Origin of the sequence: Methylobacterium sp. Leaf102 (assembly GCF_001422425.1) — a bacterium.
Classification (GTDB): domain Bacteria; phylum Pseudomonadota; class Alphaproteobacteria; order Rhizobiales; family Beijerinckiaceae; genus Methylobacterium.
In genome coordinates, this window is sequence record NZ_LMMX01000039.1 from 92,381 (window position 1) to 114,259 (window position 21,879).

19 protein-coding genes and 1 pseudogene are annotated in these 21,879 nt (G+C 68.3%); 11 read left to right on the top strand and 9 right to left on the bottom strand.

Going from position 1 to position 21,879, the window contains the following annotated elements:
- Positions 1-356 precede the first annotated feature (356 nt).
- From ASF27_RS19330 to ASF27_RS19355, 6 genes are all read left to right on the top strand, one after another.
- Positions 357-1,814, top strand: a complete 1,458-nt coding sequence (locus ASF27_RS19330) for a helix-turn-helix transcriptional regulator (RefSeq protein WP_056175961.1) — start codon at positions 357-359, stop codon at positions 1,812-1,814.
- Between the two features lie 96 nt (positions 1,815-1,910).
- Positions 1,911-2,096 (top strand): CsbD family protein, encoded by a 186-nt coding sequence (locus ASF27_RS19335; protein WP_056362621.1) that lies wholly within the window; start codon positions 1,911-1,913, stop codon positions 2,094-2,096.
- Positions 2,097-2,153: 57 nt separating this feature from the next.
- Positions 2,154-2,498, top strand: coding sequence for a CsbD family protein (locus tag ASF27_RS19340; RefSeq protein WP_056362796.1), 345 nt, complete (start codon positions 2,154-2,156; stop codon positions 2,496-2,498).
- 228 nt (positions 2,499-2,726) lie between these two features.
- Entirely contained in the window at positions 2,727-2,930 is a 204-nt protein-coding gene (locus ASF27_RS19345; RefSeq protein ID WP_056267776.1) for a CsbD family protein, read from the top strand.
- An 83-nt stretch (positions 2,931-3,013) separates the two neighbouring features.
- Positions 3,014-3,397 carry a CsbD family protein gene (locus ASF27_RS19350; protein WP_056362624.1) on the top strand — a complete coding sequence of 128 codons (384 nt, stop codon included), beginning with the start codon at positions 3,014-3,016 and terminating at the stop codon, positions 3,395-3,397.
- A 99-nt stretch (positions 3,398-3,496) separates the two neighbouring features.
- Positions 3,497-3,967 carry a YidB family protein gene (locus ASF27_RS19355; RefSeq protein ID WP_056267771.1) on the top strand — a complete coding sequence of 157 codons (471 nt, stop codon included), beginning with the start codon at positions 3,497-3,499 and terminating at the stop codon, positions 3,965-3,967.
- Between the two features lie 86 nt (positions 3,968-4,053).
- Here ASF27_RS19355 and ASF27_RS19360 read toward each other — a convergent pair.
- From ASF27_RS19360 to ASF27_RS19385, 6 genes and pseudogenes are all read right to left on the bottom strand, one after another.
- Positions 4,054-6,806: pseudogene (locus ASF27_RS19360) on the bottom strand (PAS domain S-box protein); the annotation flags it as partial.
- Between the two features lie 551 nt (positions 6,807-7,357).
- Entirely contained in the window at positions 7,358-8,425 is a 1,068-nt protein-coding gene (locus tag ASF27_RS19365) for a glycosyltransferase (protein WP_056362627.1), read from the bottom strand.
- Entirely contained in the window at positions 8,422-9,360 is a 939-nt protein-coding gene (locus tag ASF27_RS19370; protein ID WP_056362629.1) for a galactosyltransferase-related protein, read from the bottom strand. The genes ASF27_RS19365 and ASF27_RS19370 overlap by 4 nt, the downstream gene beginning before the upstream one ends.
- A gap of 34 nt (positions 9,361-9,394) precedes the next feature.
- The gene (locus ASF27_RS19375; RefSeq protein WP_056362632.1) at positions 9,395-10,504 is read right to left on the bottom strand and encodes a glycosyltransferase; all 1,110 of its coding nucleotides are present in this window, start codon (positions 10,502-10,504) and stop codon (positions 9,395-9,397) included.
- 14 nt (positions 10,505-10,518) lie between these two features.
- Entirely contained in the window at positions 10,519-11,394 is an 876-nt protein-coding gene (locus tag ASF27_RS19380) for a galactosyltransferase-related protein (protein ID WP_056175938.1), read from the bottom strand.
- The gene (locus ASF27_RS19385) at positions 11,384-13,438 is read right to left on the bottom strand and encodes an HAD-IIB family hydrolase (protein ID WP_056362635.1); all 2,055 of its coding nucleotides are present in this window, start codon (positions 13,436-13,438) and stop codon (positions 11,384-11,386) included. Before ASF27_RS19385 ends, ASF27_RS19380 begins: the two co-directional genes overlap by 11 nt.
- A gap of 48 nt (positions 13,439-13,486) precedes the next feature.
- Here ASF27_RS19385 and ASF27_RS19390 point away from each other — a divergent pair, with 48 nt between their 5' ends.
- On the top strand, positions 13,487-14,551 hold the full coding sequence (locus tag ASF27_RS19390) for a glycosyltransferase family 4 protein (protein WP_056362799.1): 1,065 nt from the start codon (positions 13,487-13,489) through the stop codon (positions 14,549-14,551).
- An 8-nt stretch (positions 14,552-14,559) separates the two neighbouring features.
- Complete coding sequence (locus tag ASF27_RS19395; protein ID WP_056362802.1) at positions 14,560-15,747, top strand: glycosyltransferase family 4 protein; 1,188 nt, start codon at positions 14,560-14,562, stop codon at positions 15,745-15,747.
- Here ASF27_RS19395 and ASF27_RS19400 read toward each other — a convergent pair.
- A complete protein-coding gene (locus ASF27_RS19400) occupies positions 15,735-16,718 on the bottom strand; it encodes a hypothetical protein (protein WP_056362637.1) in 984 nt (327 codons plus the stop codon). The two genes, ASF27_RS19395 and ASF27_RS19400, sit on opposite strands and share 13 nt — an antisense overlap.
- Before the next feature lie 119 nt (positions 16,719-16,837).
- Between ASF27_RS19400 and ASF27_RS19405 the strand changes: the two genes are divergently transcribed.
- Entirely contained in the window at positions 16,838-17,446 is a 609-nt protein-coding gene (locus tag ASF27_RS19405; protein ID WP_056362640.1) for a hypothetical protein, read from the top strand.
- 28 nt (positions 17,447-17,474) lie between these two features.
- Positions 17,475-18,131, top strand: a complete 657-nt coding sequence (locus tag ASF27_RS19410; protein ID WP_056362643.1) for a hypothetical protein — start codon at positions 17,475-17,477, stop codon at positions 18,129-18,131.
- A gap of 8 nt (positions 18,132-18,139) precedes the next feature.
- On the opposite strand, the gene ASF27_RS19415 is transcribed toward ASF27_RS19410, so the two are convergent.
- Positions 18,140-19,864: an ABC transporter ATP-binding protein gene (locus ASF27_RS19415; protein WP_056362646.1), complete on the bottom strand. Its 1,725-nt coding sequence runs from the start codon at positions 19,862-19,864 to the stop codon at positions 18,140-18,142.
- A gap of 1,022 nt (positions 19,865-20,886) precedes the next feature.
- Between ASF27_RS19415 and ASF27_RS19420 the strand changes: the two genes are divergently transcribed.
- On the top strand, positions 20,887-21,423 hold the full coding sequence (locus tag ASF27_RS19420) for a PAS domain-containing protein (RefSeq protein ID WP_244472953.1): 537 nt from the start codon (positions 20,887-20,889) through the stop codon (positions 21,421-21,423).
- 95 nt (positions 21,424-21,518) lie between these two features.
- On the opposite strand, the gene ASF27_RS22505 is transcribed toward ASF27_RS19420, so the two are convergent.
- Positions 21,519-21,734 (bottom strand): hypothetical protein, encoded by a 216-nt coding sequence (locus ASF27_RS22505; protein ID WP_210166287.1) that lies wholly within the window; start codon positions 21,732-21,734, stop codon positions 21,519-21,521.
- Positions 21,735-21,879: the final 145 nt, after the last annotated feature.

Here is a 21,879-nt window from a genome sequence, read left to right on the forward strand (position 1 = left end):
GTGGGACCGGATCCGCGGAAGGGATTCGGTCAACTTCACGGCCAAGGTGAATGCCGAAGGCGACGCGGTCTACAGCCGCCGGTGCCGGGCGGTGTGCTCCCGCACCGGCTGTGTCGGAAACGGGTGACAGGCCGGCGAGCGCAACCCCGGCGCGACCGGCAAACCGTCTGTCCGAGCCGGTCCGCCAGCCCCGAAACTCCACGGTGCACAGGGCCGATGCCGGAGGCGCTTTCGTCAAGGCGTCCTAAGCGTTTGATACGCAGGTACCAGATTTCCATGAGGCGATTCGGAACTTGCCCGGGTGCGGTCCGTTGGACGCCCGCTGCCACCCTGGCGGCGGGGAGCGAAGCGGACCCGTGACGTCTGGCGTCGACAGACATGAACTCCGGCAGATCATCGCCGGCCTCAGCGAGGGCGTGATCCTGGTCGAGCCAGATCAGTCGATCACCTACGCCAACGAGGCCGCGTTGGCGATGCACGGCGCCGACGCCCTGGAAGAACTCGGCGCCACCGTGGACGCCTACCGCGAGCGCTTCTCCCTCCGCTATCGCAACAACCGTGCACCCGAGCACTACCCGATGGAGCGCGTCGTTTCGGGCGAGACGTTCCATGATGTCGTGGTCGACGTGAAGCGGACCGACCGTCCGGACGTCGCCTTCGTGCACTCCCTGCGAAGCCTCGTGGCCACGGACCGGGAGGGACGTCCGAGCTGCCTCGCCCTGATCCTCAAGGACGTGTCCGATCAGTTCGAGGCGGAGGAACGATTCGAGAAAACTTTCAATGCCAATCCGGCGCCCGCGGTGATCACCCGGCTGTCGGATCTGCGCCACGTCAAGGTGAACGCCGGGTTCCTCGAAATGACCGGGCACACCCGCGACGCCGTGATCGGCCGCAACGTCTACGAAGTCGACGTGCTGGCCGGTGCCCGCAGCCGCGACCTCGCCATTGCCCGGCTCAACGCGGGCGGCACCATTCCGCAGATGGAAGCGTGCCTGACCCTGCCCGATGGCGGGACCCGCTTCGTCATCGTCGCCGGGCAGCCCATCGAGATGGGTGACGAGCCCTGCATGCTGTTCACCTTCGCGGACCTCGAGTTGCGCAAGAAAGCCGAGACCGCCCTGCGGCAGAGCGAGGAGCGTTTCGCCAAGGCATTCCAGCTCACGCCCGTTCCGACCATGCTGTGCCGGGCCGATGGCTTCTCCATCACGGGCGTCAACGAAGCCTTCAGCCGGGTGTTCGGCTACGGACAGGACAAGGTCACCGGCCGCACCCCCGAGGAGATCGGCCTCTGGGTCAACGAAGCCGCCCGCGTCCGATTCGAGGCGGCACTGACCCGAACCGGTTACGTGCTCGGGCTGGAGACCTGCCTGAGCTCCCAGGAGCCCAGCGAACTCGACTGCATGATCTCGGCGGAGCGGGTGACCATCGCCGACGAGGCTTTCGTGCTCATCGTCCTGCAGGACATCACGGAGCGCAAACGCTCCGAGCGCGATCTGTTCACCGCCATCGAGGCGGTGATGGCCGACACGTCGTGGTTCAGCCGCGGACTCATCGAAAAGCTCGCGAACCTGCGCCAGCCGGGTGAGCGGACTGGGGACGATCCGACCCTCACCCTCACGGTCCGAGAGCGACAGATGCTCGGCCTCGTCTGCTCCGGACTGAGCGACGACGCCATCGCCAAGCGCCTGAACCTCTCGCGCAACACGGTCCGCAACCACACCGCCGCGCTCTACCGCAAGCTCGGTCTTCACAAGCGCTCGGAGGTAATCGTGTGGGGGCGCGACAACGGATTTCCGAACCCCACCGCACCGTAACAAAAAGCCAAGATACCAGTACATCCGTATTATTGCGCCAAGTCCACAGAGGTCCATCTGACCATCGTGACCAGTGCATCGCCCTTGGGGACGGACATGACCGATACGCGCAAGCCGACCTCTGAGAAGGAGAAGAATTCCGTCGCCAAGGCGTCCATCAAGGAGGCCATCGGCAAGCTGACCGGTGATGTGAAGGTCGAAGCCGAGGGCAAGGCCGAAAAAACTTCCTCCGAGTCCGAAGGGACGCCCGAGGGAAAGTCCGGCTCGGCGCGCTCGTCGTAGCCCGAACCGCCAGAAGCGAATGCTTCCAACGCAACAACAACCAACAGGATGAACATCATGGTCGATACGGACCGCGTGATGGGTGCTGCCCGGGAACTCGCCGGACAGGCTCAGGGCACCATCGGTGATCTCATCGGGTCTCAGAGCGACTCCGTCGAAGGCCGCTTCCGCGAAGCGCAGGGTAGCGCCGAAAATCTCTACGACCAGGCGAAGGATAGCGTCGGGCATGCAGCCGACCAGGCGCAGGCTTACGCCGAGGACGCCTACGAGAATTCCGGCCACTACCTTCGCGAAGGCCGGCGTGCCGTGGCCCACCGAGTCGAGGAAAGCCCACTCGTCGCGCTCCTGATCGCTGGCGCCGTCGGCTACGGCCTCGCCCTCCTGATCCATTCCCGTCGCTGATATCCGGCGCCGCCGCGTGGGACGCCCTCGGCAAGACGCGGGGCATCCCGGGCGATCAGGCGAAGACGCAGACCGACGACGACCAGAAGCAGGACGACGGCGCCGTGGCCGACCGCTACGACGCGCGTCGCGCCTGATCCCTTCGGCCTCGGTTCCCCGGGGCCGGACCCTCCGCCGGTTGGGATCGACCGGTCCGTTCACCCCCCTCGCAGCACAGGAGCTTTTTCGATGAGCAGCACCACCGACAAGATCAAGGGCCTGGCCAACGAGGCCGTCGGCAACGTCAAGCAGGCCGCTGGCAACGTCACCGGCAACGACAAGCTCGTCGCGGAAGGCAAGGCCCAGGAACTGAAGGGCGAAGCTCAGAAGACCGTCGGCGACGTCAAGGACGGCGCCCAGAACCTCGCCGACAAGGTCAAGAGCAAGATCTGATCGTGCGCCTCGCGGGACGGCATCGCGCCGTCCCGCCCTTACGATTTGCCCATTGAAGTTGCCTGTCCCAATAGGAGCCGACCATGAACAGCGACCAGTTCCGAGGCGCCACGCGCCATCTCAAGGGTCGGGCGCAATCGACCCTCGGCGGCATCACGGGTGATCCCGCGCGTCAGGTGCGCGGCGCCGTCGATCAGGTCGCCGGAGGTGCGCAATACGCCTACGGACAGGCCCGCGACCGTGCGGAGGATTGGATCGAGGACGGCAGCCACCTCGCCCACGAGGCACGCCGCCGCGGCGAGCGCCTTCTCGACGACGGCAGCCGCTACGCCCGCGAGACCCGTCGCCGGGGTGAGGCTTACGGGCGACAGGCGGTCGGTTACGCCGACGCCAATCGCGGCGCAACGGTGCTGGCCCTGGCCGCGTTGGCCTTCGCCGCCGGTTGGCTGCTGCGCCCGTCTCGCTGATCCAGTCCTCCATCCTAGTCCAAGGTCTCGTCGTCGCCCGCCCCTTTCGGGCCCGACGTGCCACCGAGACGATCCCGTTCAGACGAAAAGGACACCACCATGAGCAAGGGCTACCCCTCGATGACCGCCCTTCTGGGTCTGCTGGCTGTCGCCGGCTACCAGAACCGTGACAAGATCGCCGAGCTGCTGAAGAGCGGCAGTGCCGGTGCCGCGCACGGCACCGTTCCGCACGTTCCACAGGGCAGCGGGTCGAGCAACCTCGGGAATCTCGGTAGCCTGCTCGGCGGAGTCGGTACGGCCGGCGTCGGTGGCCTCATCGCCAGCGGCTTGAGCGAACTCGTCGACCATTTCACCAAGGGCGGCCATGGCGAGACGGCGAATTCCTGGATCAACCAGGGCCAGAACCGCGACATCCCGGAAGCGGACCTCGAGAAGGCCATCGGCGCCGAGACCCTCGACGGGCTTCAGAAGCAGACCGGCCTGAGCCGGGCCGACATTCTCTCGCGCCTGTCGCGCGACCTGCCCTCGGCCATCGACCGCTACGCCCAAGACGGCCGCCAACCGGCCTGACGTCCCAGCAAGGCACGTGAAGGCCGGCGCAGAAGCGTGCCGGCCCTTCACGCGAGACGGTCACGCCGACGCGACGGACCTGCCGCTCAACCCGTGCCTTCGATGAGGTTGCGGATTCGGGCGGCCAGTGCTTCGAGGGCGAACGGCTTGACCATGACTTGCATGCCGGGCGCCAAGTGGCCGTGGTTGAGGGCCGCGTTCTCGGCGTAGCCGGTGATGAAGAGAACCTTCAGGCCAGGCCGCGAGAGTTGCGCCGCCTCCGCCATCTGCCGGCCGTTCATGCCACCGGGTAGGCCGACATCGCTGACCAGAAGGTCGATGCGCACATCCGATTGCAGCACCTGCAGCCCGGAAGCGCCATCGGCCGCCTCGATGGCCGCGTAGCCGAGATCCTCCAACACTTCTGTGACGAGCATCCGGATGGTCGGTTCGTCGTCGACCACCAGCACCGTCTCGCCCGCCCGCGCCCGTGCCGCCTCGGACAGGTCCGGGACCACCTCCACCCCTTCCGCCTCCCCGAGATGACGGGGCAGGTACAGGCACACCATGGTGCCCTCGCCGGGCTCGGAATAGATCCTCACCTGCCCGCCCGATTGCTTGGCGAATCCGTAGATCATGCTGAGCCCCAAGCCGGTGCCCTCCCCCATGGGCTTGGTGGTAAAGAACGGGTCGAAGGCCTTCGCGACCACGTCCGGCGTCATGCCGGTGCCGTTGTCCGAGACGCAGAGGGAGATGTACTGGCCCGGCTCCAGGTCCCGCTCGCGGGCGCTGCGCGAGTCGAGCCAGCGGTTGCCGGTCTCGATGACGATGCGCCCGCCGTCCGGCATCGCATCGCGCGCGTTGATGCACAGGTTGAGGAGCGCGTTCTCCAGTTGGCTCGGATCGACATGGGTCGACCACAGCCCTGCCGCCCCCACGACCTCGACGGAGACCGCCGGCCCGACGGTGCGGCGCACCAGCTCCTCCATGCCCTCCACCAGACGGTTCGCATCGATGGGCTTCGGGGCCAGGGTCTGACGACGCGAGAACGCCAGAAGACGATGGGTCAGGGCGGCGGCGCGGCGGGCCGCGCCCTGTGCGGCGGCGATGTAGCGCTCGATATCGCCGACCCGGCCCTGGAGCAGTCGGGTCTGCATCAGCTCCAACGAACCGACGATGCCCGCGAGCATGTTGTTGAAGTCGTGGGCGAGGCCCCCGGTCAATTGCCCGACGGCCTCCATCTTCTGGGACTGGCGCAGGGCCTCCTCGGTCCGCATCAGCTCGGCCGTCCGCTCGACGACCCGCTGTTCCAGGGTCTCGTTGAGGCTGCGGAGCTGCTCGGTGACGCGCTCGCGCTCGGCCTCGACGGCGCGTCGCTCCTCGACGTCGATCAGGACGCCCGGAAACCGCAACGGCGTGCCGTCCGGAGCGTGCTCGACACGCCCGTTCGCCTCCAGCCAGTAGTAGAGCCCGTCCGCACGCTTGGTACGGTATTGGTGCGCGTAGGGCCCGCCTTGCACCAACGCCGTGCCAATCGCCGCCGTCAGGGCGTCTCGGTCGTCCGGGTGCACGGTCTCGATGACCTGGGCGAGGCTCAGGCCTTCGCGTCCCACGGTGGGATCGAGGCCGAAACTGCGGGCGAAGGATCCCAAACCCAGGTCCCGATGATCGCACCGGCGGCCAACGCCAGTTGCACGCGCTCGACATTCTCGCGGGCCACGGCCTCGCTGGCACGCAGGGCGTCCTCGGCCGCGCGCCGTGCCGAGATGTCCCGGAACAGCACGGAGACCTGGCGCCGGCTCGGCGGTTCGATCCGGGCGGCGGAAACCTCGATGTGGCGCCCGGCGGCCGGAAAGGCGCGCTCGAACCGGATCGATTCGCCCGTCCGCAGGACGCCTCCGTAGAGGTCGAGCCAGCCATCCGCCTCGGCGGCCGCAAGATCGCGCAGGGTACGGCCGACGATGTTCGGGATGCCCGTATGGCGCTCGTAGCCCGGGTTCGCCTCGACGTGGACGTAGTCGCTCGCAGGTCCGTGAGGCCCGTCGAAGAACTCGATGATGCAGAAGCCGTCGTCGATGGCCTCGAACAGCGCGCGGTACCGTGCCTCGCTCGTAGCCAGCGCATCGCGGGCATAGCGCTGTTCGGTGATGTCGCGCGCCACGCCGGAGAAGCGGACCGGACGGCCGGTGCCGTCGCGCTCGATCTCGCCCCGGCGGGCGATCCAGCGGAGTTCCCCCGTATCGGGTCGCCGGATCCGGTACTCGACGTCACGGATGAGGTCCCCGCGCCGACGGCTCTCCGCCGTCGAGACGAGGTGTGAATCCTGCGGGATGATCAGAACCTCGAACGCCGCCGCCGGATAGGTCGCCCGCTCGGGCAAGCCGTAGAGGCGGCAGAATTCCGGCGTGGTGTAGAGGATGCCGTCGTCGATCCCGACGGAGAACACCCCGATGCCGCCGGCTTCCTGCGCCCGGCGCAGACGCGTCTCGGTCTCTTCGAGGGCGGTGCCGATCCGGTGCTCCTCGGTGCGGTCGCTCAGGACCTTCACGAGGCCGATGAGGTCGCCACCGGGATCGCGCAGTGGCGTCGTCTCCCCGGACGCCCAGAACCGGGACCCGTCCGCCCGCAGATACCAGCGCTCGCTGTCGGCACGGCTCTGGTCATGGGCACGGCGCCGCTCGGCTGCGGGGTGGCCGGACAGGACATCCTCCGGCGTGAACAGCCGTTCGATCGCTTGGCCCCGGATCGTCTCGCGGGTCCAGCCGAAGATGCGCTCGGCGCCCGTATTCCAGTCGGTGACGCGTCCGTCCGGGTCCATGCCGATGATGGCGATGCGGGTGGTACTGTCGAGGATCGCTCGCGCGTGCCCCTCGGCCTCTCCCGGCCCAGGCGGGGAGATCCCGGACTCCGGCACGGTCGTTGGGTCTTTGGCCCAGGGCACCTGCCCGTGCACCTGAGCACGCAACCGCGCGGCTTCCTCCGCGAGGGCGTCGGCACGCTGCAGGAGTTCGGCAGCCTCCGGACCCGTCATACGGACGAGCTCGAAGGGGCGCAGCGGATGACTTGAGCAGCGAGCGGTTCGGACGGGCACGGCCAAATCTTGCACCCCGCGTCGATGCGGCCGGCCGTGGGACGGGAATACGGTGGCAAGCGAATATCGGAGAGTGGGCGTCGTTCCATAGGCGTCTCTTGCCGCAAAACAGACTTGCGCTCCAGACGGCGACGCCATGGGTCGGCCGCAAAAAGCCGCGGCGACAGGTTCGAGGCCGCCTGACCGTCAGCGGCGACCGGAAGTGGCCTACGAAGATTCACGGAACCTTCGCCCGCAGGGCACACGCGAAGATGGATATAGGGGCAATACGCTCGGATTGTTCTACGGTCGAGATCACATCGCTGTACGCCAGCATGGATTCATGCGTTGCGGGCTTCCGCGTAGAGACGCTCGCATCGGTCGAGCCACAGATTCTGGGTAAAGTTTTGTCGCACGCGCGCATGCGCGATTCGGCGAGGGATCGCGAGAGCCTCCGCGATGGCACCGGCCAAGGCGGCCTCCAGGGCGTCCTCGTCGCCGGACGGGGCGAAGGCCCCCGCCTCGCCGATGACTTCGCGGGCCGCACCCCGATCGATGCTGGCGACGGGAAGCCCGCACGCCATGGCCTCGATGGCGACGAGGCCGAACGGCTCGTCCCAGCACGGCGTGAACAGAAATACGGAGGCCTTTCCGATTTCCCGTGCCAGGGATGGACCGTCGAGGTGCCCGCCATAGCGGATCGCGCCGCCGAGTAGGGGCAAGACCACGCCTTCCCAGTACGCGGTGTCCTCCGTCGAGCCGAACAGGGTCAGGGCGATGCCGGCGCGCCGTGCGGCTCGGATCGCCAGATGCGTGCCCTTGAAGGGGGTAATCCGGCCGCACCAGACCGCGCTTCCATCGCCGTGGTCGCGATACGGCCAGGCCGACGGATCGACGCCGTTGTGCAGCACCGAGACCTCCGGTGGGCTTCCTTGCGGAAACCACGCATGCATCTGGCCGTGCGACGTGGCGGTGATGCGGTGCACGGGCGAGATGCTGTTCTGCACGAACCAGCGCAGGGCGTCGTAGGGCGGAACGTGCAGCGATGTGACCGTCGGCACGGCCCGCGTCCGCCGCTGTTCCAGGGGCAGGCGGCTCAGGCTGTTGTTGTGCAGGACATCGAAGCCACCGGCGGCGATGCGGTCGCAGGCTGCCGCATAGCCGGCGTCGAGATGGGCGATGAGCGCCGGATTGCCGGTGTGCTCCTCGCCCGGGAACGACTTTTCCTGATGCTCGGGCAGCACCGGATCGATCGCGAAACGCCCGTCGCTGTCCCCCGAGGCGAACAGCACGACGTCGTGGCCGCGCGCCCGGAGCCCCTCGGCGAGGTGCCAGCTATGGGCCTCCATGCCCCCCCGGAACGGCGGCGCGATGGGCTGGCGCACATGCGCCAGGAGGGCGATCCTCATGCGGCTGCGGGCTCCGTACCTGCGGGTTGCCCGGCCGCGATTCGCGCGTCGAGGATGCGGATGACCGAGGCGGTGTTGGTATAGGGCTGGTGGCCATGCTGGCCCGTGAGTGCGCGATCGTCGGCATCCGGTTCGCGCAGGATGCGGATCGGCTGGCCGGGCGTATCGTCGATCAGGCCCATGAGGCGGAAGGCGTAGAGCCAGTGGCCCATGGTGCGGTAGCCCCACTTGGCCTCGAACAGCTCGGCGTTGCGCACCACGCTGGCGATGTGGTGAATCGGCGGCATATGGTGCGGATGGTGCTGGTGATAGACCAGCGCACCCTTCAACCACGCAATGGCGATGCCGCGTTCATCCAGGGTCTTTCCGAAATCCGTGTCCTCGCCGCCGTAGCCGGAGTAGCGCTCGTCGAAGCCGCCGAGCCGCAAGAAAGTCGCGCGCAGCATTGCGAAATTCAGCGACCAGAAGCAGCGGTAGTCGCCGCAGACCTCGATGCCCTCGGCCGGTGGTCCGCGCCGGTCCGAGTGCTTTTCGGCGACGGCCGCGAAGGCCTCGTAGGTCCAGTCGCCCAGGGTGGCACCGGCCGGGAGATAGAGCACCTCGCCCATGAGCAGGCCGTCGAATTCTTCGAGATGACGGGTGTAATCCGCGACAAGGGACGGCGCCGGGATGCAATCGACGTCGAGGAACACGATTACCCCGCCCGACGCCGTCGCCACGGCGCGGTTGCGCGCGGCTGCCAGGGGCAGCGGATCGCCGGCCATCACGATCTGGCGGATCGGGAACGGCGTCTCCGGCAAATCGTAGGGCTGCTCCTGCATGCATGCGACGATGAGTTCGTCCGGCATTCGGGTCTGGCGCATCAGGCCCCGCACCACGTTGGCGAGATGCTCCGGCCGCCCCTTGGCCAGCGTCACGACGGAAACGGTCGACATATTCTGCGGGTCCGAACTGGAGTTGAGCATACGATCAGACGCCGGGCGCGCCGGCCCAGAGGTCGTCGGTGAGGCTCTCGAGCCAGCCCGCGGCACGGGTTGCGGCGTCCGGCGCATGGAGCGGGCGCAGGGTTTCGCCGTCGAGGCGGCGGGCGCGGTCGAGGAGGTCGCGCCAGCCCTGGAGGTCACCGGGCCAGTTCGGCGCCTGCACGGCTGCGCCGAGACGTACGAGGGCGTCGGCCTTGCGCGTCTGCTCGCCGAAGTAGCGCCATTCCGGCATCACCACGAGCCGTCCCCCCACCCGTGCGACCTCGTGGACCGTGTTGTCGCCGGCCGAAGCGATGATGATGTCGGCGGCCGCGAGGTAATCGGTGACGGATGGGACCCAGCCGAGCTCGCGCAGGTTGGCGAAATCGGTTTCGTGACCTTCGCGATGGGTCGGTCCGAGGGTCAGCCACAGGGCGTCCGGCACGGCCCGCGCGGCAACCGTCAGCGGCGCGTAGGGCGTACCACTGCCTCCGCCTCCCGTGACGGCGACGACGATCTCGCGGTCGGGGTCGAGCCGCAAGCGGGCGCGGGCGTCAGCGCGCGACGGCACCGGATCGACGCTGGTGCACAGACCGCCGCTGTAGAAGGTCTTGGCGCGCAGGTAGGCGGGGTAGTCGTCCTGTTCCAGGCGCGGGTCGAACGGCGCGAGCATGCCGACACAGGCCTCGTAGGACCCGATATGGCCGATATCGGAACGGTCGCCGTGCATGCGGATCTGCACGGCCGGCACGCTCGCGGCGCGGGCCAGCAGGGCGATCTCGGCCGAGACGTCGACCACGAACAGACCGACCTGCCGATCGTCGAGGTGGTCGAGGATCGTCCGCATGGTCCGGCGGGTCTCGGCGACGCCGAGCGGCACGCAATGCATCACCTGCGGCGTCGGTTCGGCGAATAGGCGCGCCGTCGGCACGGCGGCGCCGATCATGTTGGGCAGGGCGATGATCTCGATGTCGCGCGAGAAGCCGTCGAACAGGCCGGGATCGGCGGTCAGCACCGAAACCGGCCGCGCGGCGGAGAATTCGGCCACCAGGGCGCGGGTGCGGTTGGCGTGGCCGCGCCCCTGATGGTGGACGAAGAAGGCGATGGGTTTCGGCATGGGCCTCGGGCGGGTCAGGAGAACAGGCAGGTACCGGGCCGGCGGGCGGCGGCGATCTCGGCAGGCGACGGCGCGCGCAGACGGCGGATCGCGGGCGCGTCCGCATCCCAACCGATGAGCCCGGCGTCGCGGAACTGGCCGAGCCAGTACTCCATGCACCATGTCCCGTGCCGGGCGTGGAAGCGGGCGGCGTTGCGCAGGATGGAATCGAAGTGCGGCAGGGGCGGCACGTGGACGGGGTGATGCTGGTGATAGGCGCGCGCGCCGGCGATCCAGTCGGTCGGCACGCCGGACGCGGCCAGACGCACGGCGAAATCCGTCTCCTCGCCACCGTAGCCGACATAGCCCTCATCCATGCCGCCGATCTTCGCGTAGGCGCGGGCCGGAAGGGCGAAGGACAGGCCCCAGAGTTCCTTCGCCTCGGGTTCCCGGCGCAGGCCGCTGGCGGGAATGGAGGGTTTGGCCGGATGCACCCGCCCGACCCGGTCGAGGGCTGCGCAATCGAGGTGCGGACCGATGGCGCCTTCGGGAAGGTAGAGCACCTCGCCGAGCAAAAGCCCCTCCGCCTCGGCACCCGCATAGGCCGCGACCAGCCCCGGGCCCGGGATGCAGTCCACGTCGAGGAAGATCAGGCGCTCGCCCCGCGCCGCAGCGGCGGCCCTGTTGCGGGCGGCGGCGAGCGGCATCGGCTCCCCGGGCACGTGGAGGTGGCGGACGGGACAGCCGGCATCCGGCAGATCCAGCGCGGGCTCCGGCTGCATCCAGGCGATGACGAGTTCCAGGGGGGGCATCGTCTGCCCGGCGAGCCCGAGCATGAGGTTACGCAGGTGCGCGTCGCGGCCTCGCACCAGGGTGAGGACGCTGACGCCGGCCGCTCGATCAGATGGCATGCGCCGGACTTTTCCGGAAATGGGCGACGCCCTCGATGACGCCGCGCGCATGGGTGGCGCGGGCGACGTAGGAATGGCCGAGCGCCGCGTGGCTCGCGAGGTCGTCGGAGAAATTCGCCACGATGATCGCCTGCCGTCGGGCACGCAGCATCTCGACATCGTTGCCGGAATCGCCCGCCACGAACACATCGGCTTCAGCGAGACCGTAGAGGGCACGGACGCGATCGACGGCGGTCCCTTTCGAGGCCGCCGGCGGCAGGACGTCCAGGTAGCGGCCATGGCTGTGGATGATCGTGGCCGCGAGGCCGTCCGTGTCGAGCCGCGCCCGCACCTGCCGGGCGGTGGCGACGTCCCCGAAATAGCTGAGCTTGTGCGTCCGCTGCTCCAGGGGCCCCTGCGGCACGAGGCCCGCGACTTCGGCGAGCGCCGCGTGGACGCGCGCCCGGTCCCAGCCGCGGGACACCACATCCCGCCAGGTCCGGTCGGCCGTGTAGCTCACCCCGTTGGGGTCGAGGTGATAGATTTCCGACCCCACGGAGGTGATCATCACCTGGGGTCGCGGGCTCGCCTGCTGCTCCAGGATCGCCATGGCGCTGTGGAACGAGCGCCCGGTGGCGACGCCGAACGCGAGGCCTTCCTGCTCGCTGCGCCACTGACTGAAGGCCTTCAGGCCCGCCTCGCAACCGACCAGGGTGTTGTCGATATCGCAGATGAGCAGTTGGCGCGGATTGCTGAGGGGCGGCTCGGCGACGGAAAGGGCGCGCAACAGGGCGTGATAGCGCGCGGCGTGCCGGTCCCAATCGTAGGCGGCGGCCGCCCGCGCGCCACCGGCGACGAAACGCTCGCGCAGGCCCGGCTCGTCGAGGATCCGCAGGCAGGCCCGCGCGATCTCGGAGGGCGCGCGCGGATCGACCAAGAGCCCGTTGCCGCAGGTCTCGACGATATCGTTGGGACCGCCGCTGTCCGTCGCCACCAGGGGGAGCCCTGCGGCCGAAGCCTCCAGCAGGGTGAGGCCGAAAGGCTCGTTCAGGGCCGGATTGACGAAGACCCCGCCCCGGGTGCGGGCATAGGCGTAGATCGCCGGCACGTCCTCCGGGCGGTGGGTCTTCGGATAAGCCACCCGCCCGTAGAGATCGTATCGATCGATGAGTACGAGCAACTCGCGCATGGTCTCGGCCATGCCGCCGTCGAGGTCATCGAGGTTGTCGCGGGTTCCCGCGACGAGAACCAGGTTGGCCCGGGCCTGAAGTTCGGGGCTCTCACCGTAGGCCGTCACCAGGGCGGCGAGGTTCTTGCGCGCCACCGGACGGGCGAGCGCCAGCAGTGCCGGCTTCCCGGGTTCGCGCAGGAACCGGTCGAGGGTGGCGTCCACCCGCGCGCAGGTCCGAGCCGACTGGAAGCGTGCGAGGTCGCTTCCCGGCGGCAGGACGCGAATGCGGCCGGCATCGTAGGCTGCGTAGGTCGCGTACTGGACCTCCGCTTCGTCGCGGGACGACGCGATGACGAGGGCCGCGCGCGCGAGACCCGTCTCTTCGGCCGCGATGCGGTGGTCGAGCGCCGGCGTGTCCGTCGCCGGGCATCCGAGCGCCCTCGCCTTCACACGCCCGAGGGAATGGGCCGTGAACACGAACGGAATGCCGAGTCGGTCCTCGACGTTCGCCGCGACGACGGCGGCATCGGCATAATGGGCGTGGATCACGTCGGGACGGGTCGGCTGCGCCAGGATCCAGGCGACCAGAGCGTCCGACAGGCTCTCCACCTCGGCGTGGAGCGCCTCCTTCGGCAGGTAGCCCGGCGACGCGCTCGCGAGTCGCACGATGGTCACCTTGCTCGACACTGGCTCCTCGGGCACGGCGTAGGCGTCGCCGAACGCGCTTCCGAACAGGCGGGTCGCGATCACGATCCGGGCGATCTCGGTGTCCTGCGCGCAGGCCTCGACCAGATCCAGCAGGTAGCGGATATGACCGCCCGTATCCGCCGTGAGTCCGTAAGCGACATTATCGCCGCGAAGACAACCCTGAAGCGCGATATGAAGAACGAACATCAAAGGCAAGGCGTCACAAGATGACGCGTGGGAAACTCGACGAACTTCATGTCTAAAGCCGAAATATCATCCGCGATCCGTGTCGCACAGGTTGCCCCCAACATCTTTCCGACGCCGCCCCTGCACCATGGGGGGACGGAGCGCGTCGTTCACGATCTGAGCGTAGCCCTGCAGAACCTCGGCGTGGAGGTAACGCTGTTCGCGCCGTCCGACAGTGCGACAGATATACCAAGGGTCGGGGATTACCCCAGTCTCGCCGCCCTCGAAGCCCGCGAGGGCCAGGTCGCACCGGGGGTGCCCTCCGCTTTGGAAGCTCTGCAGATGGAAGCGCTTGCCCGCCGGCTCGACAGCTTCGACATCGTGCATTGCCACGGCGAATTCGCCCATGCGGCGATCCTCGGCGCGCGCCGATGCCGCAGCCTGACGACGGTGCATTGGCGGGTGGACGAGCGCGACCGGGCACTGTTCTTCGCCGGCTTTCCCGATCTGCCGGTGGCGGCGATCTCGGCGGCACAGGAAGCCGGCGTCCCGGCGGCGAACAGGGCCGGCATCGTCCACCACGGCATCGCCCGCGACCGCTACGCCCTGAATTCGAATCCGAAGGGCCACCTCGCCTTCGTCGGCCGGATGACCGATCAGAAGCGCCCCGATACGGCGATCCGCGTCGCCCGTGCGGCGGGCCTGACCATCCGTCTCGCCGGCACGGTCGATGTCGGCAACCCCGACTACTTCGACCGGGCCGTGCGTCCGCTCCTCGACGACGACGCGGTCTATGTCGGTCCGGTGGACGACGCCGCCAAGGGTCGGCTGCTCGGCGATGCGCGGGCACTCCTGTTTCCCATCGACTGGCCCGAGCCCTTCGGCCTGGTGATGATCGAGGCCATGGCCTGCGGGACGCCGGTGATCGCCTGGAATCGTGGCTCCGTGCCGGAAATCATCGAGGACGGCATCACGGGTTTCATCGTCTCGTCCGAGGCCGAGGCAGTGGCGGCGCTCGCCCGCGTGGGAGACCTCGACCGGGCGCGCGTCCGGAAGCGCTTCGAGGCACGCTTCACATCCGAGCGCATGGCGGCCGATTACCTTTCGATCTACCGCCGGCTGCTCTCCGCGTGAGCGGAATCGTGCGCACGGCGCTGCTCGCCTGGGACTACCCGCCGGCCCCGAGCGGCCTCTCCACCGCCGCGCGGGAGATCGCCGAAAGCTTGGCGGCTCGGGATGTGGCCGTCACGGTGTTCACCCTCGACCGCATCGGCATGGGCGAGACCGGCGGTGTCGCCGTGCGGGGCATCGGCCTCGCGCCGGGCTCGGCCCTGGCGCGCTTGCGCCTGTGGGGCTCGGCCGGACACCTCGCCGCGCCGCTGGCGTTTTACCGGGCGGTTCTGGATGCCCACGCACGGCAGCCCTTCGACTGCATCGAGGCCACGAATTGGTATGCGCCGGCCGCCTTCCTGACGCGGTCGGGACCGCCGCTGGTCACACGCAACTCGACCCCGGCCGCGTTCACGCGGGGTCCTGCGACGTCCCTCCGCGACCGCCTCGACGGCCGTACCGCCGACTGGCTGGAGCGCTGGCAGGCGCGCGGCAGCGCCGGCCTGATCTCGAACACGGACGACCACGCGGTCCGGATCGCGAGCCTTTACGGCATCCCGCCCCAGCAGGCTCACGCCGTGATCGGCCTGAGCCTGCCGCCGGACATGCTCCAACGCGGCCGGACCGCACCCTACCCCGATGCCGTGGAGGCTCCGGTGCGGCTGCTGTTCGTCGGCCGGGCCGAGGCCCGGAAGGGCTTCGACCTTCTCCTCGATGCCGCCGCGCTGCTCGGGGCCGAGTGCGAGGCCGGCATCGTACCGCCCTTCGTCGTCGATCTCGTGGGCGTCTCCGAAGCCGACCTTCCGCAGGGCGTTTCGGCTTTGGCACGACGGCACTTGCGCCCCCTCGGTCGCATCGACGGGGCATCCCTCGCCGAATCCTACGGGCGAGCGCACCTCGTGTTGGCGCCCTCCCGCTACGAGAGCTTCGGCCTCGTCTATCAGGAGTCCCTCGCTTACGGCCGCCCGGTGGTGGCCTGCGCAGCCGATGCCAGCGCCCGCGCCTTCGTCGGGCGGCCGGGAGCCGGCCTGCTCGCACAGGAAGCGACCGGTGCGGCGCTGGCCGACGCCATCCGGCCGCTGCTTCGGGACCCGGACCTGCGCACAAAACTGCGCGCGCGGGCCCTGGCGGCGAGCGGGGCCTTCGACCGGGCGCGCCTCGGGAGCGAGACTTTGGCGCTCTACGAGCGCGCCATCGCGGCGGCGCGTCAGGGTCGATAGACCCGCAACAGGGCCGCCGCTTCTTCGACGCGTCCGCGGCCGGGGTCCAGGGCCTCGTACCGGATCGAGCGCGCCGCCACGTGGGCGCGCGACAGACGATGATCGATGGAGCCGTGAAGGGCGATGACGCTTCGGCGCCAGTCGCCGCCGAGATCCGGCCGCTCGTGCACGCGCCCCTGGAAGCGCACCGTCGCGTGGTTGAGGCGGTACTGCACGTCCGGGTACACGTCCGACAGCACGCCATCGACGACATTGCGCCGGGGCAGTCCGATGGACACGGCGGCGCCCTCCTCCGCCAGCGCGGCGAGCGCCGGAAGCAGCCCGGCGGTGGCGGGCGACAGCGCTTCGTCGGCGTCGAGCTGGAGCATCCAGGTCTGCCGCGCGAGGGCCTGGAGCGCGTTGCGCTGGGCCGCGAAATCACCCGCGAGGGGACGCGCCGCAACCCGTACCGCGCCGGGCGGAAATACGGCCAGCGCGCTGGTTTCCGGCGGAGCCTCCGGCGCATCGACGAGCACAGCCACGTCCCGGGTCCAGGCCGCGTGCGGCGGCAGGCCACCCAGGACGGATTGCAGGTCGTCGGGTCGGCAGAGAACCCCGAGGGAAACCTGGGCCTTCGGCATCGCCGCGAGGTCGACGAGGCCGCCGCGGGCCGCACGCTCGGAATGCGGTCGCAGAAGCGCCGCGCGGTCGTCCTCGCTCAGGGCGCGGATGCCCCGCGCGAGCCGGGTCGCGGCGGTGCGCAAGGTGTAGAGGTCGAGGCCGTAGGGCGCGTCCGGCGCGAGTCGGAACGTCTCACCGGCGAGATGCGCCGCGAGGTGGTCCCAGCATGCCGCTTCGTCGGCACCGCGCTCGAACAGCACGCCGCAGGAGGCGCAGGCGAACGGAAACCTCCGCCGGACACCGCCTTTGTAGGCGATCGATCGGTCCGTCGGCTCCAGGGTATCGGCCAGGCAGACGAAACAGCGTCGCATGGTTCCGGTCGCTCCTGCCCCTGCCCGACTGTTCGGCGCGACGCTGCGTACACTGTCGGGGCGAACCCCGCATCTCCTATGACCCGGCTCGACTTTCAGGTCCGAAGGCGTCCCGTTCCATGCCGTCCATCCCGGATTTCAACGCCCCGAGCCTCGCCCTCGTGGGCAATGCCCCCGAGCTCGGCGACCGGGGGCAGGCCATCGACGCGTCGGCATCGATCGTGCGATTCAACAACGCACCCGGTTTCGGCGGCCCGGCGGGCACGCGCGTGACCCTCCTCGCCCTCGTCAATCGCGGCGGGCAGGCGCGGGCTTGGGTCGAGGAGGACGGCTTTACCGCACGCCCGGCTATCCGGCGAGCCGCGCGGTTCCTGCTGCCGTTTCCCGAACTCGCGCCCGACGAGGAAGGCGCGTCCGAACGCGTGTGCTGGACGGCGCCCCTTCGGGACCGCCTTACCGGCCGCCCCGTGCATACCCTGACCCGCGCGCTGCATGCGCGCGCCCACGACGTGCTGGCGCCTCGAACCTCCGGGCCGCCGAACCCCAGCACGGGTCTGCTCGTCGCCCTTGCGATCCTGGACGCGCGCGCCCCGTCGCTGCCGCCCATCGATGTCTACGGATTCGGGTTCGCCGGGTGGCCGGGGCACCCTTGGGACGCCGAACGGCATTGGTTCGAAGAAGCCCAGGCGGACGGGCGCCTGCGACTCCATCCGCCTATCGCGTCCTGACGTCCCCTCCCTTTCACTTGGATCGCCCATGGCCACCCTCCTCACCGTCCTGAAGCATGGGGGCCGCTACGATGCGGTCTGGGTCGAGCGTCTCGCTGCCGGCGCCCGCCGGTTCGCACCGGCCTTCGACCGGATCGTCTGCCTGACCGATCGCACCATCGCCTGTCCGGGGGTCGAGATCGTGCCGCTGCGGCACGACTGGCCCACCTGGTGGTCGAAGATGGAGGCGTTCCGGCCGGGCCTTGCGACGGGTACCACGGTGCTGTGCGACCTCGACACGGTGTTCGCGGGCGATGCGTCGGCGCTGGCCGAACCGGGCTTTGCCACCATGGAGGACTACTTCCACAAAGGCAGGGTCTCCAGCGCCTTCGTGCGGTGGCACGCGGACGATCTCGCCTTCCTGTACGAGCGGTTCGCCACCGATCCGCAGCACTGGATGGCGCCGGGCTCGTGCGGCCCGGTGCCGAACGCCGTGCACGGGGATCAGGTCGTCATCGACCATTTCCTGCGCGCGGCCGAGCGGCCACCGCGATTCCTGCAGGCCTTGCATCCCGGCTTGCTCGACTTCTACCATCCGCCCAAGACCGCGTACGGGCCGCTGATCGTGTTCATCGGGGCGGCGAAGCCCGACACGGCGACGGGACCGGCGCATGCGCTCTGGATCTCGGGGACGCCGGAGGATTGACGGACGGTCTACCGCCGACCCTGCGCGAACTGCGCCGCGTAGAGCTTCCCGTAGGCACCACCGGCCTCCAGAAGAATCTCGTGCGGCCCCTGCTCGACGATGCCGGCCTCTCCCACGACGACGATGCGATCGGCCTGCCGGATGGTGGCGAGGCGGTGCGCGATGACCAGGGTGGTTCGGCCCCGGGCGAGGTCCGTGAGCGAGCGCTGGATCTCCTGCTCGGTCTCGGTGTCGAGGGCCGAAGTCGCCTCGTCCAGGATGAGGATCGGCGGGTTCTTCAAGAACACGCGGGCGATGGCGAGGCGCTGCTTCTGGCCGCCGGAAAGCTTGACCCCCCGTTCGCCGATGAGGGTATCGAGCCCCTCGGGCAGGCCGGCGAGTAGCCCGTCGAGGCGGGCCCGGCTCGCGGCCGCGCGGATAGCCGCATCGTCGGCATCGAGGCGTCCGTAGGCGATGTTCTCGCGGATCGAACCGGCGAACAGGAACACGTCCTGCTGCACGATGCCGATCTGGCGGCGCAGGGAGGCGAGGGTCACGTCGCGGATGTCGAAGCCGTCGATGGTGATCCGCCCGGCGTCGACCTCGTAGAAGCGCGGGATCAGGGAACACAGGGTGGTCTTGCCCGCGCCCGAGGGGCCGACGAACGCCACGGTCTCGCCCGCCCGGATGGCGAGGTCGAGGCCGGACAGGACCGGACGGTCCTCCGCGTAACCGAACCGGACGCCCTCGAAGCGGATGTCGCCGCGCAAGGGCGGCGCCGCGACGGCGCCCGGGCGGTCGACGATGTCGGGCGCGGTGGCGAGGAGCGCGGCGTAGCGCCGGAACCCCGCGATCCCCTTGGGGTAGGTCTCGACCACGGCGCCGATCTTCTCGAGGGGCCGGTAGAACACCCCGACCAGCAGGAGAAAGCCGACGAAGCCGCCGGGGGTGAGTTCGCCCCGCACCACGTAGGCGGCACCGCCGAGCAGCACCACGATCTGGACGAGGCGCATGCCGAGGTAGTTGATCGACAGGCTGGCGGCCATGATCCGGTAGGCTTCGAGCTTGGTGGACCGGTAGCGCGCGTTGTCGGAGGCGAAGAGACGCCGCTCGTGCGGCTCGTTGGCGAAGGCCTGGACCACGCGCATGCCGCCGACATTCTCCTCGATGCGGGCATTGAAGGCGCCGACGCGGCCGTACTGCGCCTGCCAGTTCCGGGTCATGCGTCCGCCGTAGCGCAGCGTCACGAAGGCGATCACGGGCAGGATCGCGGCCGTCATCAGGGCGAGCGGCGGGTGCACGAACAGCATCAGGGCGAAGGCGCCAAAGAGCGTCATCACCGCGATGAACAGGTCCTCGGGGCCGTGATGGGCGACCTCGCCGATCTCTTCCAGGTCCTTGGTCACGCGGGCGACGAGGTGGCCGGTCTTCTGGTTGTCGTAGAACCGGAACGAGAGCTTCTGCAGGTGGTCGAAGGCGCGGGCCCGCATCTCGGTCTCGATGTTGATGCCGAGCACGTGGCCCCAGTAGGTCACCACCACCATCAGGCCGGCATTGGCCAGGTAGACCAGCCCCAGGCCGAGGGCAGCGAGCAGGATGAGTTGCCAGTCCTGGCGCGGCAGCAGCACGTCGACGAAAGCTTTCACCGCCATGGGGAAGCCGAGCTCGAACAGGCCGGACAGGACGGCGCAGCCGAAATCCACGAGGAAAAGGGTCCGGTGCGGCCGGTAATAGGCGAAAAAGGCCTTCAGCATCGGAAACCCGGTCAGGCGTTTGGAGAGTGAAGGGCGGAACAGGCCCTCCCGCAGATGGTCAGGCACGGAAGCCGGTGGCGCAGGCAACTGGTGCGCCGCCGTCGGCGGCCGCCGGCACGGGGGACACGGTTTGTCCCGGGGGCTCCTAACGCAGCCGGCGCCGCCGCACCAGACACGGGGGCTATCCCCGAGCGGGCATGGCGCAAGGGCCACGAAGGGTCGCAGATGCCTGTCCACCAGCCCGGCGAGGCCGGGTAACGCGGGGGCCACCCGGGCCGAGGCCCTGTGTTCGACGACGCGGCAGGCCCGTTTATAAATTTTCGCTAATCAATTCGGCGTGGGCGACCTGCGTCTACAATCGTTTACCGTTATTCTGACGGTACGATCATTTGATTTTTTCTCCGGCTTATTGACGACGGAACCTCCGATTGGTGCATCGTGCTGTCAAGCCCTTGCGTAGATTCCGCGATGCTATGATTCAATGCTTTCGAGAGGTCGACTATCTCGAACGTTACAAGTGGTTCGGCATCGCCGAGTGCTATGAGGCAGGTCGATTCGATAAAATAATCGCCAAGATTCGGAGAAACAATCAAGTTTATCCAAATCGTATTCATGTACGATTTTGTACATTAAAGAGTTGGTAGACTTTTTGGTACCAAGCGACGCTCTGGCGCGTTGCAATTGCTGAGTATAAATCGGATTGGAAAATTTTTCGCACATCATGGGTTCATTGCAGATCTCATCGGTGGATATCCCAACCGGTGCCGATGCCTAAGAACACGCATTTCTGAGGTCAGGGTCATGGGCGAGACTTCGATGATTGGCCGACATCCACGGTTGGTATTTCAACGTGGTGCACCGATCCGACGGCTACAGAACGGCGTCCGATCGACGCATGGGCGAGACCGAACACCGCAACAATCGTGCCCAGCGTAATGCGGTGCCCGGTAGTCGAGGGCCCGTCGAAACAGATTTGGAAAGACGGTTTGATCTAGAACAGCGAGGGACGGATGTTATCAGCGATGACGAACGTTTTCGCCCCCGAGGCTGCGGGCATCGTCGGAACTTGGAACACCGATGTCGCCGCGGGCCTCTCCCTGCTGGACGAGGGGGCCGCCGCCTTGCTTGCGGGGAATCCCGATATCGCGGGCAAGCCGATCCCCCTCGATGTCGCGTTCGCACGCATCCACCCCGACGACCGCGAGTGGGTGTTCGCATGGGTCCGCCATGTGCGTGAGATCGGCGGCCCCGTTGCGGCCGAGTTTCGTGTCCTGACCGCATCCGGTGAAATCCGGTGGATCCTGAACCGCGGGCATCTCCACCGCGACGCGACCGGTGTGATGCGTGGACATGGAACCTACATCGACACAACGGACGCCCACCGGGCCCTGGCGCCGCCCGATGTCGAGGCCGACACCGACCCGCTTCATCAGGCCGCCGACCATTGCATGCGCGCCCATGCGGCGATCCGGCGGAGCGGTGACACCCACTTGGCCCTCATGGTCGACATGCTCCTGCTGGAGATCGGATGCGTCCTGGCGCGGAGATCGAGGCCCTGACCCGTCAAGATGCGATGACTTCCGGAGGTTCGTTGCGAGACCATCGAACCCCCTCGAAAGCTCGCGTATTTCTTCGCTCTAGTCGCCGTTTGGCCTCAAGCCGAAGCGGCAGACCAGATCTCGTGCAGGCCACCGGTGTTGCGAAACCAGTAGACGCTCCGGCACGTGTCGAGGCCGAATTCTCCGAACGAGGTCGCGAGGTGCCGCACGATCCGAGAGGCTTCTCCCTCGCTCTCGATTTCGCAGGCCAGAACCTCCGGCATGCAACATTGGGCAGGATCGATTCGTCTGACAAAAATCGAATACGACATCAGCAAACTCCAGATCGCGTGTTTCGATTTATGAAGTTAGAACCCTTGAATACGCGTCCCCATCTCAACGTCTGGTGGAACAACATGTGCCCGTCAAAGCCATAGGATAGTTAATACGACCGTTAATTATTGCAGTTTAAGCGAT

Excerpts from the sequence above, each read along its gene's own strand:
- ASF27_RS19340 (WP_056362796.1), top strand. The coding sequence starts at position 2,154 with ATGGTCGATACGGACCGCGTGATGGGTGCTGCCCGGGAACTCGCCGGA.
- ASF27_RS19405 (WP_056362640.1), top strand. The coding sequence starts at position 16,838 with ATGCCGTCCATCCCGGATTTCAACGCCCCGAGCCTCGCCCTCGTGGGC.
- ASF27_RS19385 (WP_056362635.1), bottom strand. The coding sequence starts at position 13,438 with ATGTTCGTTCTTCATATCGCGCTTCAGGGTTGTCTTCGCGGCGATAAT.
- ASF27_RS19400 (WP_056362637.1), bottom strand. The coding sequence starts at position 16,718 with ATGCGACGCTGTTTCGTCTGCCTGGCCGATACCCTGGAGCCGACGGAC.
- ASF27_RS19345 (WP_056267776.1), top strand. The coding sequence starts at position 2,727 with ATGAGCAGCACCACCGACAAGATCAAGGGCCTGGCCAACGAGGCCGTC.
- ASF27_RS19370 (WP_056362629.1), bottom strand. The coding sequence starts at position 9,360 with ATGTCGACCGTTTCCGTCGTGACGCTGGCCAAGGGGCGGCCGGAGCAT.
- ASF27_RS22505 (WP_210166287.1), bottom strand. The coding sequence starts at position 21,734 with ATGTCGTATTCGATTTTTGTCAGACGAATCGATCCTGCCCAATGTTGC.
- ASF27_RS19335 (WP_056362621.1), top strand. The coding sequence starts at position 1,911 with ATGACCGATACGCGCAAGCCGACCTCTGAGAAGGAGAAGAATTCCGTC.
- ASF27_RS19375 (WP_056362632.1), bottom strand. The coding sequence starts at position 10,504 with ATGCCGAAACCCATCGCCTTCTTCGTCCACCATCAGGGGCGCGGCCAC.
- ASF27_RS19410 (WP_056362643.1), top strand. The coding sequence starts at position 17,475 with ATGGCCACCCTCCTCACCGTCCTGAAGCATGGGGGCCGCTACGATGCG.
- ASF27_RS19420 (WP_244472953.1), top strand. The coding sequence starts at position 20,887 with ATGACGAACGTTTTCGCCCCCGAGGCTGCGGGCATCGTCGGAACTTGG.
- ASF27_RS19390 (WP_056362799.1), top strand. The coding sequence starts at position 13,487 with ATGTCTAAAGCCGAAATATCATCCGCGATCCGTGTCGCACAGGTTGCC.
- ASF27_RS19350 (WP_056362624.1), top strand. The coding sequence starts at position 3,014 with ATGAACAGCGACCAGTTCCGAGGCGCCACGCGCCATCTCAAGGGTCGG.
- ASF27_RS19355 (WP_056267771.1), top strand. The coding sequence starts at position 3,497 with ATGAGCAAGGGCTACCCCTCGATGACCGCCCTTCTGGGTCTGCTGGCT.
- ASF27_RS19365 (WP_056362627.1), bottom strand. The coding sequence starts at position 8,425 with ATGAGGATCGCCCTCCTGGCGCATGTGCGCCAGCCCATCGCGCCGCCG.
- ASF27_RS19380 (WP_056175938.1), bottom strand. The coding sequence starts at position 11,394 with ATGCCATCTGATCGAGCGGCCGGCGTCAGCGTCCTCACCCTGGTGCGA.
- ASF27_RS19415 (WP_056362646.1), bottom strand. The coding sequence starts at position 19,864 with ATGCTGAAGGCCTTTTTCGCCTATTACCGGCCGCACCGGACCCTTTTC.